This window comes from Streptomyces sp. NPDC053755, from assembly GCF_040677675.1.
GTDB lineage: Bacteria > Actinomycetota > Actinomycetes > Streptomycetales > Streptomycetaceae > Streptomyces.
Genome location: NZ_JBFASK010000019.1, coordinates 1 through 23,982, shown reverse-complemented (window position 1 = coordinate 23,982; position 23,982 = coordinate 1). Strand labels below are relative to the sequence as shown.

Annotated in this window: 13 protein-coding genes; 10 read left to right on the top strand and 3 right to left on the bottom strand. The window is 74.2% G+C overall.

Annotated elements, in window-relative coordinates:
- The first annotated feature begins 131 nt into the window (after positions 1–131).
- The 7 genes from AB0K65_RS19245 to AB0K65_RS19215 all read left to right on the top strand — a co-directional run bounded on the left by AB0K65_RS19245 (position 132) and on the right by AB0K65_RS19215 (position 15,190).
- Entirely contained in the window at positions 132–992 is an 861-nt protein-coding gene (locus AB0K65_RS19245) for a DUF4132 domain-containing protein (protein WP_365718007.1), read from the top strand.
- On the top strand, positions 989–6,178 hold the full coding sequence (locus AB0K65_RS19240) for a hypothetical protein (protein WP_365718005.1): 5,190 nt from the start codon (positions 989–991) through the stop codon (positions 6,176–6,178). The genes AB0K65_RS19245 and AB0K65_RS19240 overlap by 4 nt, the downstream gene beginning before the upstream one ends.
- Positions 6,175–7,398: an AAA family ATPase gene (locus AB0K65_RS19235; RefSeq protein WP_365718003.1), complete on the top strand. Its 1,224-nt coding sequence runs from the start codon at positions 6,175–6,177 to the stop codon at positions 7,396–7,398. The genes AB0K65_RS19240 and AB0K65_RS19235 overlap by 4 nt, the downstream gene beginning before the upstream one ends.
- A gap of 3 nt (positions 7,399–7,401) precedes the next feature.
- Positions 7,402–11,208 (top strand): DUF5682 family protein, encoded by a 3,807-nt coding sequence (locus AB0K65_RS19230; RefSeq protein ID WP_365718001.1) that lies wholly within the window; start codon positions 7,402–7,404, stop codon positions 11,206–11,208.
- Positions 11,205–13,016 carry a hypothetical protein gene (locus tag AB0K65_RS19225; protein ID WP_365717999.1) on the top strand — a complete coding sequence of 604 codons (1,812 nt, stop codon included), beginning with the start codon at positions 11,205–11,207 and terminating at the stop codon, positions 13,014–13,016. Before AB0K65_RS19230 ends, AB0K65_RS19225 begins: the two co-directional genes overlap by 4 nt.
- A gap of 507 nt (positions 13,017–13,523) precedes the next feature.
- A complete protein-coding gene (locus AB0K65_RS19220) occupies positions 13,524–14,393 on the top strand; it encodes an alpha/beta fold hydrolase (protein ID WP_365717997.1) in 870 nt (289 codons plus the stop codon).
- Between the two features lie 305 nt (positions 14,394–14,698).
- A complete protein-coding gene (locus AB0K65_RS19215; RefSeq protein WP_365717995.1) occupies positions 14,699–15,190 on the top strand; it encodes an SRPBCC family protein in 492 nt (163 codons plus the stop codon).
- Between the two features lie 193 nt (positions 15,191–15,383).
- On the opposite strand, the gene AB0K65_RS19210 is transcribed toward AB0K65_RS19215, so the two are convergent.
- Together AB0K65_RS19210 and AB0K65_RS19205 are read right to left on the bottom strand one after the other, a co-directional pair.
- The gene (locus AB0K65_RS19210) at positions 15,384–15,530 is read right to left on the bottom strand and encodes a hypothetical protein (protein WP_365717993.1); all 147 of its coding nucleotides are present in this window, start codon (positions 15,528–15,530) and stop codon (positions 15,384–15,386) included.
- Positions 15,531–15,653: 123 nt separating this feature from the next.
- On the bottom strand, positions 15,654–16,037 hold the full coding sequence (locus AB0K65_RS19205; protein WP_365717991.1) for a DUF393 domain-containing protein: 384 nt from the start codon (positions 16,035–16,037) through the stop codon (positions 15,654–15,656).
- 337 nt (positions 16,038–16,374) lie between these two features.
- On the opposite strand from AB0K65_RS19205, the gene AB0K65_RS19200 reads away from it, so the two are divergent.
- From AB0K65_RS19200 to AB0K65_RS19190, 3 genes are all read left to right on the top strand, one after another.
- A complete protein-coding gene (locus tag AB0K65_RS19200) occupies positions 16,375–17,022 on the top strand; it encodes a hypothetical protein (protein ID WP_365717990.1) in 648 nt (215 codons plus the stop codon).
- Positions 17,023–17,696: 674 nt separating this feature from the next.
- On the top strand, positions 17,697–20,372 hold the full coding sequence (locus AB0K65_RS19195; RefSeq protein WP_365717988.1) for a hypothetical protein: 2,676 nt from the start codon (positions 17,697–17,699) through the stop codon (positions 20,370–20,372).
- Positions 20,373–20,902: 530 nt separating this feature from the next.
- The gene (locus AB0K65_RS19190; RefSeq protein ID WP_365717986.1) at positions 20,903–22,438 is read left to right on the top strand and encodes a carboxylesterase/lipase family protein; all 1,536 of its coding nucleotides are present in this window, start codon (positions 20,903–20,905) and stop codon (positions 22,436–22,438) included.
- A 196-nt stretch (positions 22,439–22,634) separates the two neighbouring features.
- Here AB0K65_RS19190 and AB0K65_RS19185 read toward each other — a convergent pair whose 3' ends face one another.
- The gene (locus tag AB0K65_RS19185; RefSeq protein ID WP_365717983.1) at positions 22,635–23,912 is read right to left on the bottom strand and encodes an MFS transporter; all 1,278 of its coding nucleotides are present in this window, start codon (positions 23,910–23,912) and stop codon (positions 22,635–22,637) included.
- Positions 23,913–23,982: the final 70 nt, after the last annotated feature.

Here is a 23,982-nt window from a genome sequence, read left to right as displayed (position 1 = left end):
GAGGGGCAGGGACCCGTTGTCACTGGGGGCGCCTAGAGTCTGTCCCACTCGTCACGGTGCGTTGCCACGGGCGGGTTTCATCAGCGTGCCGCCGGGTCGGTGGCCGTCCGGGACGACGGGGAGAACAGCGCATGGGGTGGGTTTCGGCGGGCGACTATGAAGTCGCCCTGGAGGCGGGCAAGGTGGTCTGCCGCAACGGGAAGGGCCGGCGGCTGAAGTCCGTCCCGGCCTCGTTGAAGGACGACCCCGCGGTCGTCGGGCTCCGGCAGTTGGTCGAGTGGCTGGAGCGGCACGAACGCCGGTGCCTGACCGACGTCGAGCAGTGGATGGTGCGTTCGCTGCCCGTCCCCACCGCTGTGCTGGCACGGGTCTGGCCCGACCCGGCGTGGCAGGCGGCGCTGCGGGACGTGGTGGTCACCGGCGCGGACGGCGGGGTCGCCGGATTCCTGCGCGATGTCGACCCCGACCGCGGACTCGGCCTGGTCGACCTGGACGGCGACACGGTCCGCATCACCCCGGACGTCGTGAGAGTCCCGCACCCCGGGCTCCTCGACGACCTCGACGAGCTGAGGGAGTTCGCGGTCGAGCTGGGGGTGCGCCAGAACGTGGAGCAGCTCTTCCGCGAGGTGTGGCGCCGCCCGCCGGGCCTCGCCGCGGACACGACGTCCGTGAACACCTACGCCGGCGGCACGTTCAAGGAACTGCGCTTTCTGCACGGCCGGGTCACCCAGCTCGGATACCGGTCGCGCGGCGGGTACGCGGTCTGCCCCGTCGTCGAGGACGGCGTCACCGCCGAGGCGCGCATCTACATCGGCGAGCACGACGGTTATGACGAGTACGGCACCGAGACGGGCCCTCTGGGCTGGACCGACCCCGCGGGGCGCGCGTTGACGGCCGCCGAGGTCGGCCCCGTCGCGTGGTCCGAGGGTATGCGCATGGCGGCGGCGCTCTATGCCGGCCGCGACGTGGAGGACGAGGAGCGGGCGGCATGAGCATCACGACGACGAACACCGACACGAAGACCACGGCAGCGGGCGCGGCGTTCCTCCCGGCGCAGGCAGCGGGCGAGGCCACCCCCGTCACCGACGCCCGCACGGCGGCCCTGCTGGACGCGGGCGCGATCCTCCCGGCCGGCAGCACCGACCGGGACGATGCCGACGCGCTGACCGCCCGTACCTACGCGCACACCGCCCTCGGTGACCGCCCTGTGGTCCGGCTGGTCCCGGGCACGCTCGGCGAGGCCGAGGACCTGGCCCTGGAGTTCCTCGGGCTGGCGCGCACGGCCGAGGCTCCCGTCGTGGGCCAGGTGCGCCGCGAGACGCTGGGCTTTCCCGCCTGGGCGCTGGTCCACGACCCGGCGAACGGGCACCACGCCCTGGCCCTTGTCAAGGACATCGAGCGACTGGGCCGACAGGCCAGGACCCGCGCCGGAGCGGCCAAGGAGGGCTTCGACGCACTCGGTACGCGTCTCGGCCGGGCCGTGCCCCACTTCCTCCCCACGTACTACGAACAGGTGGCACGGCTCTTCCTCCAGGCCGAGAACACCACGTACGCCGCCTCCTTCTTCGGCAAGGCCCGCGAGGCCGAGCGGGTGCACGGGCTGGTCGTGGACGAGGACCGGCAGCGGGCCGTGTTCCTGGAGTTCGCGTTCGCCGGCGCGCTGACCGTCAAGGCGCTGCGGCAGTACGTGCGGGACCTGGTGGCTCGGCTCGCCCCGGCGGACGCCTGGGCGCAGTTCCGCCGTCTGCTGGTCGAGCGATGTGCGGCCGGTATGCCGCCGTACGCGGCTTTGCCGCAGGACGTGCGCGCGCTGGTCAAGGCGGCGGGGCTGGACCGCGATGCCGCCGAACGCGAGCTGGTGGCCGATCTGATCGGCTCCCCGGGAGTCGTCCGCGCCCCCGCCTCGTTCTGGGCGACCTACCGCTCCGCGCTCGTCGCCCTCGCCCGACAGGACACGGCCGTACGGACCCGCCTCCTCGGATTCTTCCCGGAGAGCTTCAGCGAGAGCGGCCAGGACACCGAGGGCGAATGCGGCTGGCTCGCGTTGCTGGCCGAGTCCGGCGCCGAGGACCTGCTGACCGCCCTCCCGGACGCCTCCGTCGACGTCCCTTCCGACTCCACGGCCCCCTCCGACCCGTCCGTCTCCCCCGCGGACTGGCTGTCCCGCTGGGAGGCACACCGCCGACGCAGCCGGGTCACCTCGGGCCGCAGCCTGCGGACCCTCGACCTGGCCGCCCGGATGGCGGACCGGCTGCGCGCCGACGGGCGCCCCGTCGAGCTGTTCCAGGGCCGTTGGCAGCCCACCGCCGACCTGGACCTTCTCGACCTCTGCCTGGCCTCCGGCGTCCCCGTCGCCGAGCCGGACGACCAGGAAACGGGCAGCGCGCAGGCCCCCGGTGTCGCGGTCGGTCCGTGGCTCACGGACACCGCTCCCGGTGCACGGGACCTCGCCGCCGTCGCCGAACGTCCGGTCTTCCGCGCTCTGCTGAGCCGGACCGTCGGCGACCTCGGCTACGGGCACGGCCAGCGCCTGAGCGACGCCGGCATGGCGAAGCTGGCGGCGCACCCGGTGCTCTCCGGGGTCCTGCGGGAGTGGCTGACCGCCCGCGCCGAGGAGTACACGGCCGCGCGAGGACTCCCCGCGCTGCACACCACCCTCAACAAGCTCTCGGCGTTCCGCGCCGTGATCGCCGACGTGGCCCCGGACGCCGTGCGCCTCCTCAAGGCCCACGATGTCGTGCCGCTGCTGGCTTCCACCCTGCGTACCGGCGTCCTCGACGAACTGGGGTGGCCCGCGCTCGACGAGACCTACGCCGAACTGGCCGCCGAGGCCGCCGCCGCCTCGCGTCAGCAGCGTCACCGGTCGGAGGGCGTCGGTGTCACCGGTGCGTGGCCCGCGCTGATCCTGAACACCCTCGAACGAGTCGTCGTCGTCGGCCCGGAGGGCGTCCTGCTGCGGCACACCCTGCGGGTGCCCGGCACCGTCGACCACTGGCGGACGCTCGCCTTCCGTTACGTCGACGACGAGTTGCTCGTCATCTGGTGGGAGGACGGCAAGCAGCGCGGCTACTGGTCGCACCGCCCCACCGAGGTGTTCACCGTCGGCGGCGAGCAGATCCCGCGCTGGGGCCGCTCCGGACCCTCCGACGAGGTCTGCCTGCCGCTGCCCGGCGGCGGCCGCGCCACCGGCGCCACGGCCCTGCACGCGGGCGACACCTCCCTCCCGCCTCAGCGCGCCGTCATCTCCGACGGCACGGGGCACTGGCGGGAAGGCCGCCAGGGCACGCAGCGCGTGTGGCTGGAGTACGACCCGGTGGGTGGGACGCACGGCCGCGCGTCGCTCCCCGCCTTCCTGCGCGCCGCGGTGCAGAACGGCACCCGGCTGCTCGCCGAGCACTGCCAGGTGCTGCCGCTGCAGCCCGGTCTGGAGACAACCCCCTTCGGCACGGACGGCACGGTCCTCGGCCGCTGGGTCCGTCGCACGGTCGGCGAGCCCGGCACCGCCGCCCCCGCCGACGGGCACCGGATCGTCGCCGGCACCCCCGACGGCCACACGGTGAGCCTGCCGCACCGGCTGCCCGGCGGCGGTTCCCCGGTGCCGCTCGGCGCCCTCACCCTGCCCGGCGGGTCGCGGCCCGTCGCGGCCCTGCACCACCGCTCCGTCGAAGCGCACCCGGCGGACACGGACGGCACCGGTGGCAGCCTGTGGTCCGTCACTCCCGGCTCCTCCGGAGGGAACGACGCCGCGGGCACCCCCTTCGTACCTCCCGTCGCCTACTGGCACGCCCTGCGCCCGAGGGACGAGCAAGGCTCCACCGCCCTGCGGAACCTGACGGACTCCCGGGCGGGCGAGCTGTTCAAGGAGGTGGCCGCCGCGGTCGCCCGGCACCTGGAGGCGTTCCGGGCCGTCAAGGAGTACACCGGGCCCTCGTCGCGGGAGCTGAGCCAGGAGGCCGTCGCCCGGGTGCTGCCCGAGGTGTCCGACGCACGGCTCCTCGCGGGCGTCACCGCCCTCGTCCGCAACGCGGTGGACCGGGCCGCCGCGGCCGCCCGGTACCTGGAACCGCCCAAGCCCGCGCAGCCGGCCACACCCCGGACCACCGCCCGCACGCAGGGCATGTTCTTCGACCACGCGCCCGAGCACGGCGACGACGGGACCCTGCGGGAGGCCTCCGCCTGGGGCTCCGAGCAGATGCACGGCGGCTGGTGGGGAACCGTGAGCCGGTGGACCGCGATCCGGCAGATCCTCGCCGTCAACCACGTCCTCGCCGGCGAGCCGGCCTTCGGCCCGCCCGTCCCGTCCAAGATCCCGTTCGCCGCCGGAGACGGCTGGCAGCGGGACGAGTACACCGTGCCCGGCGACTCCCCGAACTGGCCCTTCCTGCTCGACATGCTGCCCGAGCTGGCCTACCGGGCCGCCTCGGCGACCACCTCCCCCGAACACCGCGCAGGGCTCCTCGTCCTGCTGGACACGCTCGCCGCGGGCCCGCTGGCCGATCCGGCGGGCACGGTCCGGCAGGTGGTGCTCGTCGAGCCGTTCACCGGCGCCGCAGGGCAGGGACGACACGAGGCCGTGCACCGCCTCGGACAGGTATTGCGCAGGGGCGCCCGCACCCTCGTGGTCATCGCCGACCGCGGCCGGAACTCCCGGAACGACGCGGCGCGCTGGCTCGCCCTGGACCACGACCCGACAGGCGCCTTCGGTCCCGTCCCCGGTTTCACTCTCGACCACGACCACGTGCACCGGCAGGGCATCGCCCGCGACCGGCTCACGCGGCTCACCGCCCTGGTGCGGGAGCAGGGCCCGGCGCCCTGGCGGCCGGAGGCGGCCGAGGCGTTCCACGCGGCCACCGGGCTCGGGCCGCTCCAGTCCGTCGCCCTGCTGTCGGCCGCCGTGCGCGAACCCGGCGCCGAGGCGCTCGCGCTGCTCGGGGTGAAGACCCGCGCCTTCGAGGCGGCCCAGGCCAGGCTGGACGCTCTGCCCCGCGACGACCGGCATGCCCTGCTCCAGGCGCTGCTGCCCGAGGACCCGGCCGAGCTGTGGTCGACCGGCCCGGACGTACGGGCCGCCGTCGCGGTATGGCAGGAGCACCTGGCCACGCTCGTCCGCGTCCCCGAGGACCTGGACCTCGATCTGTCGGGCACCACTCCCTACGCCGTCGACCTGCTCCTCAACACGGGCTCCCGGACCTGGCTCGCTCACGGCACCGATGTCCAGGACGGCACCGGCCGCCCGGGCCTGCGCCGGGTGGGCGCACGCGGTGCGGTCTCCTCCGCCCTGACCGCCTTGCGCACCCTCGCCTACACGCTGCCCTACGGGCACCCCCTGCGGGCGCACCTGCCGGTCGGGCTCGCGGCCCTGCGTGACCGCCTCGCCGATCCCGCCCTGGTGCTCGACCTCGGTCTGGACTGGGCGGAATCGGGCGGCTCGATCGGCGACGCGGTCCGCGCCGCCTACGGACTCCCCGAGTCCGGCGGCGCCGACGCCGACGGCCTGGTCAGGGCCGGAGCCGCGCTGCTCCTCGCCCCCGGATACGGCACCCACGAGAAGCTTCTGATCCGCCCGGCCGGCCTGACCGGCCCCGACGATCCTGCGTTCGGCCTCGCCGAGGGCACCGTCAGCCGTCACAGCACCGGCGATCTGGTCGCCCTGCGCGCACTGCTGGGCGAGGAGACGGCCGCGCTGGCGTCTGCGGGGGCGCCCGACGGCTCCCCGCACCATCCGGTCCAGGACCCGGCGCGCGCGGTGCCGGAGCTGGTGGCCGAGGCCGCCGATGCCCTCGGCCTGAGCGCGGACGCCGCCGCCCTGTACCTGATGCTGCTCGCCCTGCCCGACCCGACGGACCGCAACTGCGTCCGCTGGACCGAGTGGAAGCCGGCACGGATCAAGAGGGCCCGCGCGGAACTCGCCGCCACCGACCTGGTCGTGGAGGCGAAGCGCTCCCGCGCCGGCCGCACCCTGTTCCTCCCCTGCGGCTGGATCGAACGCGGTGCACCCGGACTGCCGCTGGAGACATGGAAGGAACGCCTCTATCCCGTGGAGGGGTACGCCCGGACACTGCCCCACCTCCCGGTGCCCGCGCTGTTCGCAGCCGCCTGGGCACGGGTCCGGGGCGGCGACGCCCCCGCCTTCGAAGAACTGGACACCCGCGCACCCCGGAAGGGCCGCCGCCGATGACGATCGACACCACGAGCACCATGGACAGCACCCCCACGGGCGGCGTCCCGGGCCAGGCGACGGCGCCCGGCCGGGAGCACCGCCAGGTCACCCTGCCCGAGGACCGGTACGCCACCGAGCTGGCCTTCCTCGCCGCCCACGACGCGGGGCCGCGCCCACCCGGCTGGCTGCTCACCCCGCGCGCCGTCGTCACCTTCGTCATGGGCAGCGCGGGCGAGGCACTGGGCCTGCCGAAGGGGGCACGGCCCCCGGCCGGAGTGCCGCGCCGCCTGGTGATCGAGCAGAAGTTCGTCGGTGACCGCGCCCTCGTCGAACGCTGCGTGGTCACTCTCGCCGGAGAGCGCGGGCTTCTCCTGGTGGGCGAGCCCGGCACCGCCAAGTCCATGCTCTCCGAGCTGCTGTCGGCCGCCGTCTGCGGGACCAGCGCGCTCACCGTGCAGGGAACCGCGGGCACCACCGAGGACCAGCTCAAGTACGGCTGGAACTACGCGCTGCTGCTCGCCCAGGGCCCGACCGAGCGGGCCCTGGTGCCCTCCCCGGTGCTCACCGCCATGACCAGGGGGGCCGTCGCCCGCGTCGAGGAGGTCACCCGTTGCCTGCCGGAGGTCCAGGACGCCCTCGTGTCCCTGCTCTCCGACCGGCGGATCGCCGTCCCCGAACTCGCGGGAGGTGACGGCGCCCAGGTGCACGCGGCCCCCGGGTTCACCCTCATCGCCACCGCCAACCTGCGGGACAAGGGCGTCTCGGAGATGTCCGCCGCCCTGAAGCGGCGCTTCAACTTCGAGACCGTGGGCCCCATCGGAGACGTGGACGCCGAGACCGCGCTCGTCCGGCGCCAGTCGCGGGCGGCCGTCGAACGCGCGGGCGCCGTCTACCAGGTGGACGACGCGGTCCTCGAAGCCCTTGTCACCGCCTTTCGGGACCTGCGCGAGGGCCGCTCCGTGGAGGGCTGGGAGGTCGAGCGCCCCTCCACGGTGATGAGTACGGCCGAGGCGGTCTCCGTCGCGGGCTCCCTGGCCCTGGCCGCCGCCTACTTCCCCGGCGACCGGGACGTGCTCTCCCTCCTGCCCGGCCATCTGCTCGGCGTCGTCCGCAAGGACGACCCCGCCGACGCGGCGCGGCTCCTGGGGTACTGGGACGGCCCGGTGCGCAGGCGCGCGGAGCAGGGGTCGGCCACCTGGCGTGCCCTATGGGACCTGCGCGCGGTGCTGGAGAACTGACGGATGAGCGAGTCGCCCCCTCCTCAGACGCGGTCCGCCACCGCGGTCCCGCCCTGCGCCGGGCCGCCGGCCGCCGACCCGGCGCAGGGCCCCGCTGCCGGACCCGCCACCCCGGAAGCAGCGGTGGCGGCGCTCGCGGCGACCGGCCCCGGGCTGCCGTTCCTGATCGGGGTGCGTCACCACGCGCCCTCGCTCGCGGCCGCCCTCCCGGCACTGCTGGACGAGGCCGCCCCCGACGTCCTTCTCGTGGAACTGCCCGCCGAGTTCCAGCCCTGGCTGGGGTGGCTGGCCCACGAGGAGACCGAGGCCCCGGTGGCCCTGGCCGCCGTGCCCGCCGACGGTCCCGGTGCCGGCCCGGCAGGCGAACGGGGTCCCGCGTTCTACCCGTTCGCGGACTTCTCGCCCGAGCTGGTCGCCCTGCGCTGGGCGGCACGCAAGGGGGTCCCGGCCGTGGCCTGCGATCTGCCGCTGGCCGACCGCGCGTGGGCGGGGAGCGGTCCGGGCGTCCCCGCCCCCACCCCGGGCGCCGACTCCGCGCCCGTGCCGGGCGACGGGCACGGGCTGTCCGCCGCGCTCCGGTCCCGGCTCACCGGCCGGGACGGCGACGACCTGTGGGACCGGCTGGTGGAGGCTCCCGCACCCGGTTCGACACCCGAGGCACTCCGCCGCGCCGCCCTGCTCACGGGCTGGGCGCTGCGGTACGAGACCGAGGCGCGGGGCGAGGTCAACGGCACGGATCTGCTGCGCGAGGCGTGTATGCGCGGACATGTCACCGAGGCCCTGGCGAGCGGGCGGCGGCCCGCCGTGGTGGTGGGAGCCTTCCACACCCCCGCGCTGCTGCCGTCCGCGGCCGAAGCCGCCGGGAGCCCCGCGCCGGACGCACCGGACGCACCGGACGCCTCCGGGCCTGGCGCGGGCGGCCGGGTGAACGGTGATGCCGGGACGGCGGCGTGCACGGTCTCGCTGGTCCCGTACACGTACCCGCTGCTCGACTCACGGTCCGGCTATCCGGCCGGGATCCGGGACCCGGAGTGGCAGCACACCGTCCTGGACGCAGCCGGTGACCCGGCCGCGCTGCAGGAGGCGCTGATCCGCACCGCGGTCCGCGTCTGCGCCGCCCTGCGCGAGCAGGGCCATCCCTACGGCCCGGCGGACGGCCGGGAGGTCGTCAGGGTGGCCGGTGACCTGGCCCGTTTGCGCGACCTGCCCGCCCCGGGCCGCGGTGAACTCCTGGAGGCGGTGCAGACGGTGCTGGGGCGCGGCGAGACCTACGGCACGGGCCGCGCCGTCGCCCGGGCTCTCGAAGGCGTGCTCGTCGGGTCCCGTACCGGCCGTCCCGCGCCGGCCGCTCCGCGCGGCGGTCTCGGCCCCGCCGTCGAGGCCGAGACGGCCGCGCTCGCCCTCCCCGGTCCGGAGGACGCGCACGAGAAGACACCGCGCGACCTCCGGCTCGATCCGGCACGCTCCACCCTGGACCGGCGCCGCGAGCTGCTGCTGCGCAGGCTGACGGCGTGCGGCATCCCCTACGCGCAGGAGCAGCGGGTGACCGGCGCGGCGGGTACGGAAGGACTGACCACGCGCTGGCAGGTGCGGTGGACCCCGGCGACGGCCGCGATGCTCACCGCGGCGGGCGCCCGGGGCGTCACCCCGGCCCAGGCGGCCGAGGGCGTGCTGAGACAGCGGCACGGCACCGAGCGAGCGGAGGGCGGCCCGACGGCCGCCCAGGTCGTCCGGGGCCTCACGGAGGCCGCCGAGTGCGGACTGCCCGCTTTGGCCGACGAACGGCTGACGGAGCTGGCGGCCGTACTCCCCGCGAGCGGCACCCTTCCCGAGCTCCTCGCCGGACTCGATCTGCTGGACCGCATCGACGCCGGCCACCTGCCGGGCCTTGCCGTGCCCGACGGCCCTTCGGCCTCCGAAGCCCCGGATGCCACCGCCGGCGCCTCCGCCCGTGCCGCCCTCACCGCGCGAGCGGCCGAACTCCTGACCTCGGCCGCGGTCCGGCAGGTCGACGGCCTGACCGGCTCCGAGGAGCCCGAGGACGCCCGGGCGCTGCTCGAACTGGCCCAGCGGGCCGACCGGGTGGGCGGCATCCGGCTCACCGACGCCCTCGCCCGCCTGGCCGACGGCGGTACGCCGCTGATCGCCGCGGCCGCCGGAGCGGTCAGGGTGCTCACGGGCCACGAGGAATCCGAGGCCTTCGGGGTGCGCGTCGCCTCCTGGGTGGACGGAGCCGTGGACAGCGCCTCCCGGGTCGCGCTCACCGCCCGCCTCACCGGCGTGCTGACGGTGGCGGGGCCGCTCCTGACCGTCGGTGCGGGTGCACTGGACCCCTTGCTGCACCGGGTCGTCGAGGTGGACGACACCGCGTTCCTGAGCCGGCTGCCCGCCCTGCGCGGTGGCTTCCACATCCTGAGCCCGGCCGCCCGGGAGCGGCTGCTGGACACCGTCGAGGAGCGGCTGGGCGAACGGGTCGACACCCTCGACGCGGACGACCCGGCCGAGCAGGCCAGGCGAACGGCCGCCGACCTCGCGGCCCGCGAGCTCCTGACCGGCCTGGGCCTGCCCGTCCCGCCGCCCGCGCACGACGACCGGTTCCCACCGCCGCCCGGCCACCCGGGCGCAACGCGCCCCGCCCCCACCCCGGCCGCCACGTCCTCCACCGAGGCCGCGCCCGCGCCCGCGCGGATCCTCGCGCCCGCCGACCGGTGGCGGCTCGTGCTCGGCCGGCGTTCCGACCGACTGCCGTCCGACGCCGCCCGGCTGGCGACCGCCCTGGACGAGCTCTACGGCACGGGGCGCGGCGAGGGGTCCCGCGGCGGCCTGCCCGGCGGCCACGGGGGTGGTTCCGGACCGCGCGGCGGCCGGGAGCCGTCGTTCCCCGGCGTCCGCGAGTGGTCCGAGGAACTGGCGGCGCTGTTCGGCCCCGGCGTCCGCGAGGAGGTTCTCGCCGCCGCGGCCGTGACCGGCCGGCAGGACGTCCTCGCCGCACTCGACCCGGCGGCCGCCACCCCGTCCGTGGAACTGCTCCGGACGGTCCTGCGCTACGCCGGCGGCCTTCCCGAGGCCCGCCTCGCGGCGCTGCGGCCCCTGGTCCGCCGCCTGGTCGACGAACTGACCCGGCAGCTCGCCACCCGCCTGCGGCCCGCCCTCACCGGCACGATGCTGGCCCGGCCCACCCGCCGCCCCGGTACCCGGCTGGACCTGCCGCGTACCCTGCGCGCCAATCTGGCGACCGCCCGCCGGACGGCCGACGGCACGGTCCAGGTGATCCCGGAGAAGCCGGTGTTCCGCAGTCGCGCCCGCCGGTCGGCCGACTGGCGCCTGATCCTGGTCACCGACGTCTCCGGATCCATGGAGGCATCCACCATCTGGTCGGCGCTGACCGCCTCCGTGCTCGCCGGGGTGCCGACCCTGAGCACCCATTTCCTGGCCTTCTCCACGGAGGTCGTCGACCTCACCGGTCACGTGCACGATCCGCTCTCCCTCCTCCTGGAGGTGAGCGTGGGCGGGGGTACGCACATCGCCGCCGGGCTGCGGCACGCCCGCAGCCTGATCACTGTGCCCACCCGCACCATCGTCGTCGTCATCAGCGACTTCGAGGAGGGCGCGCCGCTCGGCGGGCTCCTGGCCGAAGTACGGGCCCTGGTGACCACCGGCTGCCATGTCCTCGGCTGCGCGAGTCTCGACGACGCCGGCCGGCCGCGTTACTCGACGGGCGTCGCCGGACAACTCGTGGCCGCCGGCATGCCCGTGGCGGCCCTCAGCCCACTCGAACTGGCCCGCTGGATCGGAGAGAAGACCGCATGACCGCCGCCCAGTTGCCACCCGTCGCGCCGGAGGTCACGGCCACGCTGGTGGAGAACCTCTCACCCCGGCTGCGTAAGAGGCTGGACGCCGCGGTCACCAAACTCGGCGCTCGCCCCGCACACCGCGACGGGGACACGGTGACGATCGCCGTCGACGACGAGACCGCCTTGCGCCTGCACGCCCCGGGCGGAGTGGTGGTGACGGCGGACGCCATCACCTGCGGCTGCCTCCTCGCCCCGGCCTGCGTCCACCGCGCCGCCGCCGCGTGCGCCGCCCCCACGGCGGACCCGGCTCCGGAGCCCGCCGGACAGCCCGCCCCCACGGCCCCCGCCCCCGCCCCGGACACCTCCTCCTCGCCCGAGACGGCGACCCCGGACCAGCGGGCCGCGGCCGACGGCCTGTGGTCGGCGGGGGCCGCCGTGCTGGAGGCCGGCGTCGACGGCGCCGGCGCCGTCACCCAGTCGGCCCTCCTCCGCGCCGCGCACACCGCCCGGCTGCGGAACCTGCCGCGCGCCGCGGGCGCCGCGCTGTCCGTCGTCACACTGCTGCGGGCGGCCCGCGCCGGGGACCCGTCCTACCGCACCGCCGACCTCGTCACCGCCTTGGCCGAACTCCTGGGCACCGCCCACCGGGTGGGGACGGCGTCCGGGACGGAGCTGGAAGCCGTCAGGGGCCGCGGGCGCCGCCCCTACAGCCCGGACGGCTCGCTGCGCCTGTACGGCCTGTTCACCGAACCCGTGGTCACCGACTCCGGGCACGGAGGCGCCCGCACCTGGGTGGCCGGGCCCGACGGCCGGCTGTTCACGGTCGGCGACGTGGCACCCGGCGGCGTCGGGCGCGCCCTCGGCGTGGCCGACCGGGCCGTGCGCCTGGGCGACAGCGCGCTCACCCACCGGGAGCTGGGCCGGGCCGGCCTGGCGGTCTCGGGGGCGACGGTCTCGCCGGACGGCAGACTGGGCGCCGGGAAGGGCGTCAAGGCCGTCACCGCCCGGGGCGCGGCGTGGACGGAGCCGCCGCTCGCCGCCCTGTGGGAGACGCCACCGTGCGAACAGGCCACCCGTGCTCTGCGGGTCACCTCCCGCTACGCGGACCCGGACGGCGGTGGCAGCGATCTGCTCTTCCTGGATGTCGAACTCGTCGGCGCCGTGAGGGAGCCGGGGGGCACCTGCCTGGCCGCGCTGTGCGACGGAGGCATCCGCGTCCGGCTCACCGTCGCCGACGACGACCCCGCCCTGGCTCACCGCGACAACCTGATGCTGCTGGCCACAGCGCCGGGAACGCGGCTGAGGATCATCGGCCGCCTGGTGCCCGACCTCCACCCCCGGCTCACCCTCCTCGCCTGCTCGCACCCGAGCGGCGAGGGCACGATCGACCTCGGTCTCGACCGCCTGCGCCGTGCCGACCTCCCGGATCCGGCTGCGCCCGTGCACCTCGCCCCGCCACAGCCCGGGGAATCCGGGGCGCACGCGCCCCTGTACCTCCTGGAGCGCCGGGTCGAACAGACGGTCCCGGCGGGCCGTGCCGCCCTCGGCATGCTCGGCGACGTCACCGCCGAGTCCCGCCGCCTCCGCCGCGCGGGCCTTCCCACGGCCGCCGGCCTCCTCACCGCCCTGTGCGCCTCGGCGGCCCAGCGCGACCGCGACCACTTCGGTCGCCTCCTTCCCGCCGACACCGACGGCTTCGCCACCCATTGGCTCACCGCCGCCCGGTACACGGCCGCCGTCGCCGAGTCCTTGTGCGCGGCAGCCTGGCAACCGACGCACGAGTACGCGACTGGAGCGGCATCCGTCCCGGCGCCGTCCCACTGACGGGCGCGTCGAGCTTCTCAGCCTCCAGCGCCGCGGAGCCCCCGCTGCGCGGCCTCCGCGGCGCCGCCAGTCAGGCCCACAGTGGCGTGATCGCTCTCGCGGTCGCACGGATGAGCCGTGCGGGGAGTGGGGCTATCCCTCACCGCTGATCCGCCACAGGAGACGACGCCTGAGGACATCGCCCTGCCGGTGACTGTTCGGCAGTTGCTCAGGCTGGTGGTCCTGTCGGGGACGGGCAGCCATCGAAGATGGGCCGAGACCCGGGAGCGGCAGAGCGCGCAGAGGTTGATCTTCGGCCGGATCATGGGAATCCTGGGACCTCCGACGAACACACCCCTGCCCGCCACGCGCAGCGGTTCACCACAGCCGGCCGCGCGACACGGCCCGCGCAGGGAACAACAATGTGCCGCGGGCGGGGGGCCGTTCCCTTCCCTGAGCCGGCCGCATGCGCCGGGGCACACCATGGCCGACGCCGGACCGCGGCGGGGCCGGAAAGCGAATACAGAGATGCAGCCTACGTACGTACTGGTGCACGGAGCCTTCGCGAACTCCTTCTCCTTCGCGCCCCTCCAGGCCGAACTCGGCCTCCTGGGACACCGTTCGGTCGCCGTCGACCTGCCGGGCCACGGGTTCCAGGCGACGTTCACCCACGCCTACCAGTCACCGCAGGACCCGGAGGGGCTCGCCACGGCGCCCGGCTCGATCAAGGGCGTCACCCTCGCGGACAATGTCGCGCATCTCATAGGGATCCTCGAGCGGGCGAAGCGCAACGGCCCGGTGATCCTCGTCGCCCACAGCCGGGGCGGCGCCACGGTCACGGCCGCGGCCAACGCACGCCCGGACCTGATCGACCGCATCGTCTACGTCGCGGCCTGGTGCCCGGTCCGTCTCGACGTCAACGACTACTACGGCGAACCGGAGATGGCCACGGTCGACCCCGCCGCCTTCGCCTCGGCACTGGCCGGGAATCCTGCCGAACTCGGCCTCCTCCGGGTCAACTTCCGCACCGCGGACCCGGGCGCGCTCGCGGCGTTCCGGGCGGCGTTCTTCGCCGACGGCACCGACGAGCAGTTCCTCACCTTCCTGAACACCTTCCAGCCCGACGAGAACCTGGACGTCGGCGGCTCCGCGGACCGGGCTCAGGCCGCGACCTGGGGCCGCATACCGAAGACCTACATCCGCCTGGCCGACGACGCGAGCCTGCCTCTCGCCCTCCAGGACCGCCTGATCCGCGAGGGCGACGAGCTGACGCCCGACAACCCCTACGACGTCCGCACACTGGAAGGCAGCCACCTGAAGTGGCTGGTCGACCCGGCACCGGCGGCCCGCGTCCTGAGCGAACTCGCCACCCTTCCCGGCCCGTCCGGTAGAGCGTGAACGACAGGGTGTGAACGGCCGCCGCCGAGGCGCCGTCGGGCGGCACGACGGCGGCGCCGAACGGCGAGCGGACCGGGCTCGGAGCGCCCGGCGTGCCCCGGACCCGGCCGCAGTGTGACGAGCGGTCGGCGGTGGCGCGCGGCCCATCGGCGGGACGACGGCAGCACGACGGCGTGGCGGCAGGCGCGCTCTGCTTCACGGACACAGAATGCAGTGCCCTCAGCCGAGGAGCACGACCATCAGTACGAAAACACGTCGTCTCCCCGCCCCCCACTCCGCCCACGAAGGAAAAGATGATCCGCCCCATGACATACACCGTGGCCATCGAGATCGCCCTGCCGCGAGAGAAGGCGGCCCGGCTGCTCGCCGACCCGGCGCACCTGCCGAAATGGCTGCGGGGCCTGGTGCTGCACGAGCCGCTGAGTGGGGAGCACGGGCAGCTCGGCACCACGTCGCGGGTCGTGATGCAGATGGGCCGGCGGCAGGTCGAGTGCACCGAGACCATCACACGCCGGGAGCCGGCAGACCTGCGCGAGATCCCGCATACAAGCGTCGTTCATTTCGAGCGCGAGATCGTCGGCGAGGGCATGTGGAGTGCCGTGCGCGACCGGCTGACCGAGGCCGGCCCGGAAACCACGCTCTGGGAGAGCGAGAACGAATACCGGTTCAGCGGCTTTCTGATGAAGCTGGTGGGACTCCTGATGCCCGGCGCCTTCCGCAGGCAGTCACACCAGCACATGCAGGACTTCAAGGCGTTCGCCGAGCAGGGAAGGGACGTCCGCGACACCACGGACTGATCCGCCGTGTCCCTCTTCGTTCGTGGACGACCGCTGGGGCAGCTCCACCGGCGCTGTCGGAAGAGGACCATTGCCGGCAGCGGCGAGCAGCGGACCCCCACCGGAGAGCGGGTCCTGCGGCACCCCTCGGCGTATTCCGGCCGCATCGCCGCCGACTACGTCCGTTTCCTGGCCTCGGCCTCGGTCCTGGCGCTCATCGGGTCCAGTCCTTCAGGACAGCCGCGATCTCGCGCACGCCGGCACGTCCGTCCACGACCTGCTCGACGAGGTCGCCGGCCTCCTTCGACGTCACCCTGACCGGGTGCCCCGAGGCATGGAGGTAGGCCGCGGCCACGGCCACGGCGGCCCAGGCCTTCGCGGCGCGCGGTGTCTGGAGACCGGCGGATGGCTGTGGCTGCTCCGGGCGCGGCCCGTCGGCATCCTGGTCCTGGTCGTGGATCGGTGCCGCCCGGCAGGAGGCAGATCAGGAGGGCCGTGGGGCGGGGGCGGCGCATGCCCGCGGCCCGCCCGGCAGCCGTCCTCGGTTGTTCGCGACGATCCGGTAGACGGCGTGTGCGATCCAGCGCACCGGTGCCAGTCGGAGGACCGCTCCCAGGACCGCCCACCCTCTGCCGGCCCGCAGCAGCAGTTTCGCCACGGCCTGGGCCCCGCCGTACGCGGCGCCGTCGGGGGTCACCCATAGCGCTTCGTACGCGGCGCGCTCCCGAGTGACGCCGAGGGAGTCCAGGCCGACGCTCTGCCACGCGGTGCACTCGCAGGCGGCGTGGAGCAGGCGCTGTGCGGCGGCGGCCGATGCCGTGCAGAAGCCGCAGTCTCCGTCGTAGACGAGTACAGGCCGCGTTCTCATGACCCCATGATGCCCCGCGCGCACTCCCCCGTCCCGGCCGAGGGCCGGTCACCTGACCGGTCTGGTCGGTGATCAGACATGCGTGGCGGGTACGGCCCTCGATGAGGATCAGCAGGCCGCCGAGGCGCAGGCGCCCGGCCCACTCGCGACCAGTTCGGAGAGTGACCCCATGCCGCCGTCGACGTCCGGCACGGCGGTCTGGTGGGGGGCAGCCAGGCGGTCAGCAGTCAGCAGTCAGGAGGTCCTGCGCGGCTGCTGATGGCGGCACATCTGGTGCCCCCAGTGGCGCTGGTGAGCTGATGCTCCGGTGGGATGGGTACGGGTACTCATGTGGGCGGTGATCCGCGGCCTGCATCGTACGGACATGCGATCAATCTTCCTCCCGAAGTCCTTGCTGGCGGCCGCGCTCGGCGGTTTCGTCGTCCTGACCGGGTTCGGCGCGCAGAACGCCACCGCCGCTCAGACCTCCGCTGTCAGCGCCGTCGTGGCGAGCGACGACGAAGCGGAGGTGCGGTTCCTCGAGATGGCGGACCTCATCTGGCAGGGCTGTGCCCCGGACGTGTCCGACAACTTCGATGGCGTGGCATCGGCCTTTGTGGCCGACACCACGACAGCGGAGCCCACGCCTGACTCCACCCTGCCCGTCCTGGTCGACGCGGTGCCGCTCGATCCCACAGAGGAGTGCATCGCCGAAAGGCACCAACTGCGCATCAGCAACGCGTTCTCGAAGACGGACACGGCCACGTACGAGGAACTGCGGAACAAGCTGGCGACCCTGAACTACCCGGCGGCGCGGATCCACCGCATGCCGGACTTCCATGGCGAGCCCGTGGCAAGGCTCGATCTGCGCGTGGGGGCCGAGCGCCTGGCCCTGGAGCTCACCGACATCGGCTACGGCGTGATGGTCGAGGCGTTCGGCGCTCCGGACGGCGTCAGCGTGACCGAGGTGCGGTTGGAGCGGCCGCTCGACGCGCCCTCATCCTGAGGCGCTGTCAGTGGGCCGCGCTATGCGGAACGGGCGAGGGGGGCCACCGCGGGGTGCGCAGCCGGCCCCATGCGATCCACGGCGGGGGGACGACCCCGCTCGGCGACGGCCGATCCCAGCCGGCCGCCGAGCGGAATGCTCACGCGACCTGAGCAACTGGTTGAAGGCCAGGACAGCCATGCTTCCAAGAGGATGAAGCGGACGGTATCGGCGTGCCGAGGGGCCGCAGGGGAACGACGCTGCGAAGCGCGCGGCCTCCACTCCTCACCTCGCGACAGGCGGGCCGGTCGACCGCTGCTCGTATCGCCGATCCGGAACCTGTCGCGGGCGCGAGAGCGCGCGAGGTGGCGCCGGACGCGGAAAGGCGTTCCGCCGGTGGATCTTGACAGACCCGCGGCGGCTGCGTCTAACCTCCGAGCTGTACTGCGCCAAGGAGCCGGCGCCCGTGCGATGCACGGGTGCGGCTGTCCACGGGGGGAACGTTCGTATGGCGATCTGTGCTGTCCAAACCGCAGCCGCGGCATGCCTTCGAAGGAATGCGGTACCGCGCGGGAGCAGCGCCGGGACCGGTCCGGCCTGATGCGCGTCACGTCACCTCCCCACTGGTCAGTCATTCCTTTCCGAGCCCGGCCCCCTGGGGGAGAGCGGGCTGTCCCTTGTCGAGAGAAGGCACGATGTTCAGACACAGCCTGCGGCCGGCGCTCACCGCGCTGACCGGCGTCTTGCTGGCCGGCGGGCTGGTGGCGACGACGCCCCAGGTCGCGCAGGCCGATCCACCACCCCTGCCGCTCCCGGTGTCATGCGGGCCGACCGCCTGGAAGGTGAGCAAGCACTACGAGGACTTCAAGGCGTCCGACGGGCCGTGGCGGGTGGCGCCCGGGGACAACCTCGAGGTGACCGTCACGAAGTCCGACACCGTCGAACTCAGCACCCAGTTCACGGCCGGCATGTCGGTCGACTACGTCGTGGCCAAGGTCAACGTCGAGCTCCAGATCGGGGCGAAGGCCTCCTGGACGAGTTCGGTGGGCCTGAAGACCAACACCGTCTCCCCGTCCCACGAGATCACCTACGTCTCGTACGGCATCTTCACCGAGCGCGTCTTCCTGACGCGCGAGTGGCTTCCGGCCGGATGCAACTCCGGCATGGAACACTTCGTGGGCCACGAGAGCGCGCTCTGGGTGAACCTGCCCAAGAGCGAGGGGTTCAAGAAGGTCACGCAGGGCACGGGGCGGGGCGGCGGCACGGCGCCCGGTCCGACCAACCCGCCCGCTCCGCCGCAGCCGCAGCCGGTGACGTCGGTCCACGGCCTGGCCGACGGCACGCTCCTGCACACCACGGACACCCGGCGCATCTACAAGATGGTCGGCGGCGCGCCGGTCTGGCAGGCGACGTGCGACGGTGGGATCTGCGACTCCCCGTCACGCCCTACGTACCAGTCGGTCATCGACGCGGGTCCGAAGACACCGCGCAACGGCTCGTCGGCCATCGACCAGCGCGGCCGGGTGTACATCTTCGCCGGAGGCGCGCCCCTGCACCAGTCGCACTGCAACTCCCCGGTGAACTGCGGCCGTCCGCCCAAGATCTCGGACTGGTCGGTCGACGCCCGCGATCACATGAACCGGGTGCCCTCCGACGGGACGCTGGTGCAGGGCTGGAACGGCGGCAACGGCACGCCCGTCGCGCAGGTCGTCGGCGGGGCGCGCGTCAACTTCACCTCACCCCAGGAGGTCGTCGACACCGGCCACGGTACGGACTGGCCCTCCAAGGTCGTCATCGTGTCGGACTTCTCCTTCAACAACCTCGGCACCGTCCCGGCGGACGGCACGCTCGTCCAGGGCACGGGTGGCGGTTCTTCGACGCCGGTGGCGATGTTCGTGGCCGGGTCGCGCATCAACTTCGCCTCGCCCGAGGAAGTCGTCGAGACCGGATACGGAACGAACTGGCGCGAGAGGGTGCGCGCGATCCCCAGTCGCGCCTTCAACGACTTCCACGCCGACATCCCGCCGGACGGTTCGCTCATCCAGGGCATCGCGAACGGCGTACCGACGCCTGTGGCGATGATGCTCGGCGGCGCGCGGGTCAACTTCGCCTCCCCGCAGGAGGTCATCGACTCCGGCTTCGGCACCGACTGGGCGAACAAGGTCCGCACGGTCCCGACGCGCGCGTTCAACATGATCCGGGCCGACGTGCCCGACGACGGCATCCTGATCCAGGGCACCGGCGGAAGCACTCCCGTGGCGGCGATCATCGGCGGCGCGCGGGTCAACTTCGCCTCCCCGCAGGAGGTCATCGACTCCGGCTTCGGCACCGACTGGGCGTCGAAGGTCCGCTCGCTGCCGGGCCGGGCGTTCAGCCTCATTCCGGACCGGATCGCGGACGGCACGCGCGTGAAGAAGGCGAGCAGCAGCTCGCAGGCCGGCATCGTCGGCCGGGCGAAGGTGGCGTTCGTGTCGATGGACGAGCTGATCGCCTGCGGGTTCGGCGAGAAGCGGATGTGGACCATTCCCGACCGTGTGTGGGACGCCCTCCCGACCAAGATCGCGGACGGTACCCGGATCGCGAAGAGCGGCTGGTCGTCGGAGGCGGCGGTGGTCGGCGGCGCCCGCGTCGACTTCCACACCGAGGCGGAGCGCAACGACGCCGGGTACGGCGGCAAGGCGCGTGAGGTCGTCCCCGTCCGCGTGTGGGACGCCATGACCACGAAGATCGCCGACGGCACCCGCATCGCCAAGAGCGGCTGGTCGTCGGAGGCCGCGGTGGTCGGCGGCGCCCGCGTCGACTTCCACACCGAGGCGGAGCGCAACGACGCCGGGTACGGCGGCAAGACCCGCCTGGTCGTCCCCGCCCGCGTGTGGGACGCCATGACCACCAAGATCGCCGACGGCACCCGCATCGCCAAGAGCGGAGCCACCTCGGAAGCCGCGGTGATCGGCGGCGCCCGCGTCGACTTCCACACCATGGACGAACTCCAGCAAGCCGGCTACGGCGCCAAGACCCGCCTGGTCGTCCCCGCCCGCGTGTGGGACGCCATGACCACCAAGATCGCCGACGGCACCCGCATCAAGGACGCCGGCTCGCTGAGCCAGGCGGCGGTCGTGGGCGGGGCGAAGGTTCCGTTCCAGAGCATGGAGGAGCTGACGGCGAGCGGGTACGCGAACGTGCCCATGCAGGTGGTGCCGAACCGGGTCTGGCAGTCGCTGTCCACGGAGTTCGCCGACGGCACCCGGCTGAAGTCCCCGGACTCCCCGGCCGTATGGCTGATCACCGAGGGACGCCGGAGTCCGACGGACACGGCCAGCGGGGTGTGGACGGTTCCGCAGCGGGTGATCGACGCCGTGCCTCTGGCCTGATCGCGTGCGATGACACCTCGACGGAGGGCCGCTCGGGGGCACCCGGGCGGCCTTCCGCCGTCGTCCCCTCCCCCGACGACTCGGTGGCGCGGGGGCCGGGGGGCGACAAGCAGCAGGGGCGAGGTCCACGCCTTGCACCTGCACAGCTCAACCGCTGCCGCCCTGGGGGCGGTCCCCCGTGGCGGCCGGCGGACGAGCCGGGGCGGGCGTGCGGCGAGGCACAAGGTCGTGGTCGGGGTCCCGTGGGCATCCCTCGCTGCCGGCAGGTTCTGGTCTCGCCGTCACGCAGGGCCCAGCCCTGGTTTCGTCCACGGTTGCAGGCCGCGCACACCCGGTGAGAACTCCTCCGGTGCCGGGCCGCTCGTGGGCATGACTGGTGATTCGCGCGATGCGAAAGGCGTCGTGGGCGCCGAGACTGCGGTGCCCCTGTCACCGACTCCCGCACGGAGGTACCGATGCCCGGTCCGTACACGAGGCACAAGACGAGGACGGCGCGACGATCGCCGTCGTGGAGGCGCCGCTTACGGGGCGTGCTGGCGAGCGCGCTCCTGCTGTCGGCGGCCGGGCTGGGCGCCGCGCCCGCCGCGGCGGCCGACGACGAGACCGTCACCACCCGATACGGGCAGGTGCGGGGAACGGCGGGCGAGAGGGCCGACGACTACCTCGGCATCCCGTACGCCGCGCCGCCCGTCGGCGGCCTGCGCTGGAAGCCGCCCGCCGCACCCGCGCGCTGGACGGGCGTCCGGGACGCCACGGCCCCGGGCAACCCCTGTATGCAGACGGGTTCGTCGACCCCCTGGGGTGATCTGGCAGGACCGGGCACCCCCAGCGAGGACTGCCTCTACCTCAACGTCCACACACCCGCCGAGCGCTCCCTGCGCGACCGGCCCGTGATGGTCTGGATCCACGGCGGCGGCTTCACCATCGGTTCCGGTGCCTTCTACGACGGCGGAGAACTGGCCGCCCGGGGTGACGTGGTCGTCGTCACCCTCAACTACCGCCTCGGCGCCTTCGGTTACCTCGCCCATCCGGGCCTGGCGGGAGAGTCGGCGGAGGGCGTCTCGGGCAACTACGGCCTCCTCGACCAGCAGGCGGCCCTGCGCTGGGTGCGGCAGAACATCGCCGCCTTCGGCGGCGACGCCGGCAACGTCACGGTCTTCGGCGAGTCGGCGGGTGGCGGCAGCGTGTGCCAGCACCTCGTCTCCCCCCGCGCGGCCGGCCTCTTCGACCGTGCCATCGCCCAGTCGGGCTGCGCTTTCCCGCTGCCCACCCAGGAGTCGCAGCAGCGCACCGGTGCGACCTGGGCCGACTCCCTGGGCTGCGCCGATGTCGCGTGCCTGCGCGGCAAGCCGGCCGGCGAGCTGCTCACGGCCTCGACGAGCCCCACCGCCCGCTGGGTCCCGAACGTCGACGGCCGGGTCGTCCCGCTCCAGATCACCGACGCGCTGGCGAGCGGCAGGTTCCACCGCGTGCCCGTCCTGCAGGGTACGACCGCCGACGAGGGCCGGCTCACCGTGGCGTCCACCTACGACCTGGCGGGTCGCCAGCTCACCCCGGCCGGGTACCCGGTGGCCGTCCGCGCCCTGTACGGCGACCGTGCCGACGCGATCCTGGCCCGCTACCCGCTGTCGGACCACGGCTCCCCCGCCGAGGCGCTCGGCGCGATCCTCACCGACGCGCAGTTCTCCTGCCTCCAGTCCCGCGCGGCGCGGCTGATGGCCGGTTACACCCGCTCCTACCAGTACGAGTTCGCCGACCGCGGCGCCGTGGACTACCTCGGTCTGCCGGTCAGCTTCCCCCTGGGCGCTCCGCACGGCTCCGAGATCCGTTACGTCTTCGGCGGCGTCTCGGGCACCCCCGCCCAGAACGCCCTGGCCTCCAGGATGCTCGGCTACTGGACCGGCTTCGCCCGCACGGGCCTCCCGTACGCGGCCGACGCCCCCCGCTGGAACCAGTATCCGAAGGTGCAGGTGCTCGCGCCCGAGGCGATCACGGCATCGACGACGTTCCCCGAGGACCACAAGTGTGACCTGTGGCTCCCGCAGGGTGTGACCGCCCGGCGCTGAACGGTGCCGGACACCTGCGACGGCTCCGGCGCCCGGAGGATCGGGCGCCGGGGCCGTCGTGGCGTTGTCACCGAGAGGGCCATCGCGTACGCGCACGGACAGGCCGTGGGCGTCGTCCGCGCCGTGTTCCACGCCCGAGCGGCACCCCGCCCGCGCGAACTGCTCAGGGACGTCGCCGCCGGGACTCCGGATCCGCTCATCCGGTGAAGTCCGGGCGTCGGACGAGGTCGCGGTGGCGGCCCACCCCGGTGGAGAAGAGGTAGAGCGAGGGCAGGAGGGCCGCGGCGCAGACGGCCCAGAGGGCCGTGTGGGCACCGACGCGGGTGGCGAGGACGCCGGCGGTGAGCGCGCCGAGCGGCAGCGCGCCCCAGGAGACGAAGCGGACGGTGGCCATCACCCGGGACAGCAGCTCCGGGGGCGACTGGGTCTGCCGGTAGGTGCGGGTGGTGATCGAACCGATGACGGTGCCGAACGCGAAGCCGGCGTTGCCGAGCGCGAACCAGTACGCGTCGCCCGGCGACGTGGTCAGCGGTGCGAGCAGGAGCAGCGCGCCGCCGGCCAGGTCGGCCGCGATGATGCCCCGTGCGGTGCCCAGGCGTGTGGTGACGCGGACGGCGACGGCGGCGCCGGCGAGCGCACCGACCCCGTCCATGGCGAGGACGAGACCGAGTTGTACCGGATCGAGGCCGGCTTCGCGGACCAGGTAGAGGGGGGTGAGGGCGACCAGGGCCGCGTTGAGGAAGTTGGCGGCGGTCGCCCAGATCATGCAGGGCCGCATGACCGGGTGGCCGGTGACGTAGCGCCAGCCCTCGCGCATCAGCTGGAGCGCGCTCTCGCCGGTGCGGGGCACCGGGCGGCTCTCGGGGAGGGTGCGCAGGAGCACCGCGGAGGCAAGGTAGCTGGCGGCGTCCACGACGAGCGCGCCGACCGGGCCGGTCGCCGCGATCAGGGCTCCGCCGAGCGAGGGGCCGCCGGTGTCGGTGACGGCGTGCGTGCCGGACATGACGCTGTTGCGGGCGGCCAGCTGCCGGGACGGGACGACGGCGGGCAGGAAGGTGGAGTTGCCGATGTCGAAGAGCACCGTCGCCGCGCCGGTGACGAGGGCCGCGAACAGCAGGTGCGGATAGGTGAGGGTGCCGAGCCACCAGGCGAGCGGCAGGGATCCCAGCGCGGCGAACCGTACGAGGTCGAGCGCGACCTGGAGTCCGCGCAGGGGTACGCGCTGCGCGACGACGCCTGCCGGGAGGCTGAGCAGCAGCCACGAGACCTGTCCGGCGGCGGCGAGCAGGGCGACCTCGAAGGCGGTGGTGTCGAGGACGGTGAGGGCGACGAGCGGCAGGCCGAGGGCGGTGACGGCGGTGCCCGCCCCGCTGACGGTGGCGGCGGCCCAGTAGCGCCAGAAGACACCCGGCGGCGAGGTCTCCTGCTCGTCGTCGCGTCGGTCGTGCTCCGGGATCGCTCGTGTCCCGCTCATACGGCGCCCACCCCCCGTGACTGGTCAGTCTCTTTTAGGAACTCACTTCCTGGGGTGAGTTTCTATCGGG